Source organism: Romboutsia sp. (assembly GCF_035470145.1).
Taxonomy (GTDB): Bacteria; Bacillota; Clostridia; order Peptostreptococcales; family Peptostreptococcaceae; genus Romboutsia_D.
Window position 1 is genome coordinate 1 of record NZ_DATIRC010000111.1, and the last position, 6,461, is coordinate 6,461.

The following is a 6,461-nucleotide window of genomic DNA, read 5'->3' on the forward strand; positions in this document are numbered from 1 at the left end:
CATCAAAATAAATTACAGTTTAGATAAAGCAGATACAATAATCTCTTCTTTAAAAGGTTTTACAATAAACCCTTTTGCTCCATAAATAATTGCCTCTTTCATTCTCGCCTCTTGTCCTAATGCTGATACCATAACAATCGATGCAGCTGGATCAAATTTTTTAATTTCTCTTAATGCTTGTAATCCATCCATTTCTGGCATAGTAATATCTAGCGTTACAATATCTGGTTGTAATTCTTTATATTTTTCAATTGCCATCAAACCATTTTCTGCCTCACCAACTATCTCAAAATCATAATTCGTAAGCATATTGCGAATAGACATACGCATAAATGCCGCATCATCAACTATTAATACTCTTTTCATAATATTTCCTCCATTTTGATCAACTATAATCGTTTTCTATACACTGATGGTTTTACACGTTCAAAATCTGTTTCTAAGTTAGATAAACTTTCAGACATTCCAATTATCAAATATCCCCCTGGTTTAAGTGATTCGTATAATCTTTTAGATAATTTATGATTTGTAGGATTATCAAAATAAATCATAACATTTCTACAAAAAATAACATCGTATTTACACTTATCCCAACCTATTTTATTATTTAAGTTAAAATATTTAAATTCAACTAAGTTTTTAACATTTTCAATAACTACATAATTTTTATCATTTATCTTTTGAAAGAAATTTTTCACCCACAATTGTGGTAATTTAGATATTTTATCTTCCGAATAAATACCTGCCTTCGCTTGTTTTAATACACTATTAGAAATATCAGATGCTGTTATAGATACCTTTGACTTTGCGTTTTTTCCAAAAATGGATGCTACTAACATAGCAGTACAATATGGTTCTTCTCCTGTAGATGAAGCTGCAGACCAAATTTTTATTCCTCCAATTGATGGTTTTTTTAAATTAGGTAATAGTACTTCATCTTTTAAAAATTCGTAATGCTGTTCCTCACGCATAAAATAAGTGAAATTTGTTGTTAGCTTATCTACTAAAATAGATGCTTGCTCTCCTGTCTTATCTTGCATCAAACTATCTATATAACTTTTAAAGTCAGCAAATCCTAAGCGCTTTACCATCAATACTAGTCGTGTTTCAATCAGTGTTCTTTTATTTTCAAGATTTATTCCATAATTATTATACATAAAATTTTTTAATCGTACAAAGTCTTTATTCGTTAATTCCATTATTCATATCCTCTACAATTTCTACTAATGAATCACAATCTAATATTAACTGAATTTCATTATTTATTTCACTAACACCTTTTATGAAATTTTGCTTACATTCGTCTTTATTTGAGTTCATTTTCATACTTTGATTAGGTGAAATATTAATAACTTCATTTACAGCATCAACTATTAACCCAATTTTATCCATGTTATTCTCAATTATAATAATACAAGTTCTCTCATTATAATCAATTGGATCCATATCAAATCTCATTCTAGCATCCATTACAGGAATAATCGTACTTCTTAAATTTATAATCCCTTTCATATACTTAGGAAGGAATGGAACTTTCGTTATAGGTAACATTTCAATAATTTCTATAATATATTTTGATGACAATGCATATTTTTGATTATTTATAACAAATACCATATACAAATCATCTATTTTATTCTCTATTATTTCATCATTTGTATTCACAAATAATACACCATCCTTTTAAATAAGTTTTTCACTTTTCCCAATACTTTTGATACTCAGTTTATTTGTAAGAGTATCAAAAATAATAGTTCTTCCACAAGAACCTAATACATCTTCAGAAACAATAGAAATATTTAATTTAGCTAATGTCTCTTTGCATGCTTTTACATTTTTTTCTCCAATAGTAAATATACTACTGCTGGTATTTTTAAAATTAAACATATGTGCACCACCAGCTAACTTCGCTCTTATAAATCCAGTATTTGCACCAGCTTTTTTCATTTCTTCATACAATAAAACAATCCCCGTATCTGCATACTTTGCCTTATTTACTATATTTTTTTCATGCTTTGAGTCTGGAAGTAAAATATGAATTAATCCAGCAATTTTATTTATCTCGTCGTAAAGTACTACACCACAGCAAGATCCCAACCCAATCGTCTTAATTTGATTAGGTGCCTTTACAATATTAAAATCTGCTATACCTACTGTTACATTTTCCATTAGTTATTCTCCGAATCAACAAATCCTAATGAAGCTAATAGTTTTTTACATGACTCAACTTTCGGAATAAAATAATATTTTCCATCAATTTTATGATCTGTAGTGAAAAAGTCTGTTTCAATGCATAAAATTGAGTCAGCAACCGGACCATATAATGAAATAGGTAAATTCATAATTGCCATAACCATATCTACACTAAAATAAGGAATTGATGGATCTATAGTTAAATTTGTCATATCAGATATTGCAGTTAAATATGTTCCACAAAGTATGTTGCAAATTTCTCCTATTGAATTTAATTCTTCACAAACCGAATTATAATCATTTCTATCACATATGATTTCTTTCCCAGAAATTTTTGATAATAAATTAAGTGCCGAATCGATTTTCATAATAACCATAATAAATCCTTCCATATCTCCTGAAAGTTGTAAGACAGTTCCTACAACTAATTCTTCTGGAGAACTATAACTATTAGTTATGTCTGAAAATTTAATCATGTCACTTTTAGGAATTCCAATATCAACTATCTCATTCAACATTATAGCTAATGAAGATGATGCATTACCTGAACCTATATTGCTAATTTCACGAAATACATTCAATTTATCACACTCAAATTTCATATATACCTACTTTCTATCTAATCTTTAGATTTCACTGTTAATTGTCTTTTCTTTAATTGGTTTAATATTACATTTGGAATCATTTCTAAAGAAGTTTCTTTTGAAACTGCTCCAAAATTTTTCGCAGCCATTGGCATTCCATAAACAACACAAGAATGTCTATTTTGACCAACAGTATATCCTCCCGCTTTCTTTATATCAAGTAGTCCTTTAGCTCCATCAGAACCCATTCCAGTTAAAATAACACCTATAGCATTTTCTTTAGCTGCTTTTGCTACAGATTCAAATAAATAATCTACTGAAGGGCAATGACCACTAATTTTCTCGCCTTCTTTAACTTCTAATACATATTTATTATTTTTCTTTGCTATACCCATTTGTAAAGCTCCAGGTGCAATATATGCATGTCCACTTAATATTTCTTCTCCATCTTTACCTTCTGATACATTTATCAAGCATTCTTTATTTAAACGTTCTGCATATCTTTGGGTAAATACTGGTGGCATATGTTGCGTAATTACAATTGGCGGTAATCCTAAAGGTAATTGCCTTAATAGTTTACTAATAGCTTCTACACCGCCCATAGATGCCCCAATCGCAATTATATCTTTATCATTTTTTCTTCTTATATTCTCATTGTTAAATATACTTTTTTTCTGTGCAGAATGATTAACTTGTGAAGAGTTAGTTTTAGAATACTTTTTCTCCAATTTAGCAATCGAAGCTTCTTTAATTTTAGATGCTAAATCATTAGAAAAATCGTTCATTGTATTTGCATTTGGTTTTTCAACAAATCCAACTGCTCCAGCACTTATAGCTTCAAAACATCTACCATCAGCACCACTAATAACAATCGTAGGAATAGGATGTTGATTCATTATAATTTTTAAAAATTCAATTCCATTCATCCCTGGCATTTCGATGTCCAGTGTTAATACATCTGGCCTAAATTGTATTATCTTATCTCTAGCATCATATGAGTCTTTAGCGGTGCCCACAACTTCCAACTCTGGATCTTCTTGAAGATACTTTGCTACAATACGTCGAAACATACTAGAATCATCAATTACCAATACTTTTATCTTTTTATTATCTTCCATAGACTATCTCTCCTTTTGAATACCTCTACTGTCTTACTACACAATTTCCGCCTAATTTTTTTAGCAATTTCAACAGATTCATCTATAGTAATTATGTCTATGATATTATACTAACACCATTTAATTATTTATAATGGCGTTTACATCAAATATCAAACTAATAGAACCATCTTCTAAAATAGAGCAACCTGCCAGGTAAGATTGAACTTTTTCAAACTGTGTCAACAATGTAGGTATTGGCTTAATTACAACTTGTTGTTGACCAATAATACTGTCTACAATAATACAAACATTACCCATTTCAGACTCCACTAAAATCATAATGCCTTCATCAGATTTTGATGTATTTATACCGAGTATATTTGATAATCTACGAATTTCGTAACAACTTCCTCTAATAATACTATGTTCTTCTCCATTTGGATTTTCAACGATCTCATAAACACCATGTCTAAACACTTCTTTTATATTAAGTGATGGAATAATATATATTTCATCACCTATTTGTACTTTCATACCATCTACAATTGCCAATGTTAGTGGAATACGAAGTACAATCATAGTACCTTTTCCTTTTTCACTGTCTATACTAATAGAACCTCTTAACTTACGAATGTTTGTATAAACAACATCCATACCTACGCCTCGTCCAGAATACTCACTTACAGCTTCTTTTGTAGAAAATCCAGGTGCTAATATAAAGTTGTAGGCCTCTTTATCACTAATTTCTTCAATACTTTTACTTGTAATCCCTTTTTCAATTGCTTTTTTAACAATAGCTTCTTTATTTAATCCTCGACCATCATCTTTAATAACAATAACAACATCTCCACCAGTATTTTTTGCCTCTAATGTAATAGTAGCCTTCTCTGGTTTTGAAGTTTCTTTACGCTCCTCAGGTGTCTCGATACCATGATCCATACTATTTCTTATCATATGCATTAAAGGATCTGAAATATTTTCTAAAATATTCTTATCCACTTCAGTTTGCTCACCAATCAATACCAAATCTACTAATTTGCCAGTTTTTTTGCTCATATCTCTTACAACTCTTTGCATTTTAGTAAATGTAGAAGAAATTGGAACCATACGAATTGACATAACTACATCTTGTAATTCAGTTGTTAATTGATGTAACCTTCTTGCTTGTTTTTCAAAACTGTCTGGATCAAAGTTTTCTAGCTGTGATTGCTTTTCTACCATAGATTCAGTAGTAACAATTTCTCCAACTAAATTCATTAGCGTATCAACTTTATCAATATTTACAGTTAAATAACTATTCTTATTAGATTTTTGTGATTGGACAACTTCCTCTTTAATATCTTTTTTTAATGCCTTATTAATGATTTCTATTTCATCATCTATCTTATTAGATGTATTTGATTGAACATCTTCTTTAATGACTTCTTTTAACGCCTCATTAATGATTTCTATTTCATCATCTATAGTGTTTTGACTGTTATTTGAATTAACTACACCAAAAATATTTTGTAGTTCTGCTTCATCTGTAACTTCTATAATTTCAAAACTTTTTAAAAACATAGTTTCTGAAATACATTTTTCAAGTTCGCATTTATCTCCCATTGTTTTTACATACATAGTAAAACCATCGTTGATTATAGCATCATCACATTCTACATTTAAATCTTCAGGCATAGTTTTCATAATAGAACATAAACTATCAATCATAGTAAGTACGCCAAGTGCTCGAATTCCTTCCATGCCACATCCACTTTCAAATAAAACTTTTATACAAAAGTATTTTTCACCCACTATTTGTGTATTTGCATAATTCTCACAGTCTTGAGGTAATTCTATCTCTAACAATTTATTCTCATCATTATTTTCATCATCATTATTTAATAAATTTACAGCTTTTTCGTGTAATTCATCAATACTAGCCTCTGGAAGCAATCCCTCTTGTACATTTAACATTTCTTCTTTAAGAAAATCAATAATAGCTAATACAACATCAACGACTTCTTCCCACTTACTACTAGAAAGTTCAAGTCCATTACGTATTTCATCAAAAACATCTTCTATACTATGAGTAAGCTTTGTTAAACTATCATATCCCATCATAGCTGAAGAACCTTTAATAGTATGCATCGCACGGAAAATTTCTTCAATTTCTTCTTTTCCTAATCCACCAGCACCCGATTGACCTACAAGTAAAATTTCTTCTAATTGCTCTAATAACTGCATATTTTCGTGCACATAAAATTCAGTTAAAGAATCTACTCCGCTCATATTCTTTCTCCTTTATTAATTAAACATAATAGATTTCAATTTATTTAATATTTAAATTGAATTGTTTGATATTTAAATTGAATTTCTAAAAATGGAAGCATAAAAGCTTCCATTTTTTTTAAATCATAAATTACAACATATTGTTATTGTATTATTCAGATTCATTCATGGCAAAATAATTAATCTCATCACTATTAAAGTTTATATGTTTATGAGAACCATTTGTATCTTTTAATTTAAAGTTCTCAATAAGTGATTTTAACATCTGTGCTTGTCCACTTAATTCTTCACTAGCAGCAGCACTTTCCTCTGATGT

7 protein-coding genes are annotated in these 6,461 nt (G+C 29.2%); all 7 read right to left on the reverse strand.

All coding sequences use genetic code 11. From position 1 onward, the window contains the following. Positions 1 to 12: 12 nt before the first annotated feature. Positions 13 to 369 carry a response regulator gene (locus VLM92_RS04280; RefSeq protein ID WP_334309492.1) on the reverse strand — a complete coding sequence of 119 codons (357 nt, stop codon included), beginning with the start codon at positions 367 to 369 and terminating at the stop codon, positions 13 to 15. A 20-nt stretch (positions 370 to 389) separates the two neighbouring features. Then, positions 390 to 1,199, reverse strand: a complete 810-nt coding sequence (locus tag VLM92_RS04285) for a protein-glutamate O-methyltransferase CheR (RefSeq protein WP_325275118.1) — start codon at positions 1,197 to 1,199, stop codon at positions 390 to 392. Further along, positions 1,183 to 1,665, reverse strand: coding sequence for a chemotaxis protein CheW (locus VLM92_RS04290; RefSeq protein ID WP_325275119.1), 483 nt, complete (start codon positions 1,663 to 1,665; stop codon positions 1,183 to 1,185). Before VLM92_RS04290 ends, VLM92_RS04285 begins: the two co-directional genes overlap by 17 nt. 18 nt (positions 1,666 to 1,683) lie before the next feature. Beyond that, complete coding sequence (locus tag VLM92_RS04295) at positions 1,684 to 2,169, reverse strand: chemotaxis protein CheD (protein WP_325275120.1); 486 nt, start codon at positions 2,167 to 2,169, stop codon at positions 1,684 to 1,686. Then, on the reverse strand, positions 2,169 to 2,795 hold the full coding sequence (locus VLM92_RS04300; RefSeq protein ID WP_325275121.1) for a chemotaxis protein CheC: 627 nt from the start codon (positions 2,793 to 2,795) through the stop codon (positions 2,169 to 2,171). The genes VLM92_RS04295 and VLM92_RS04300 overlap by 1 nt, the downstream gene beginning before the upstream one ends. A 17-nt stretch (positions 2,796 to 2,812) precedes the next feature. Then, a complete protein-coding gene (locus tag VLM92_RS04305) occupies positions 2,813 to 3,895 on the reverse strand; it encodes a chemotaxis response regulator protein-glutamate methylesterase (protein ID WP_325275122.1) in 1,083 nt (360 codons plus the stop codon). 120 nt (positions 3,896 to 4,015) lie between these two features. Next, on the reverse strand, positions 4,016 to 6,145 hold the full coding sequence (locus VLM92_RS04310) for a chemotaxis protein CheA (protein ID WP_325275123.1): 2,130 nt from the start codon (positions 6,143 to 6,145) through the stop codon (positions 4,016 to 4,018). Positions 6,146 to 6,461 lie beyond the last annotated feature (316 nt).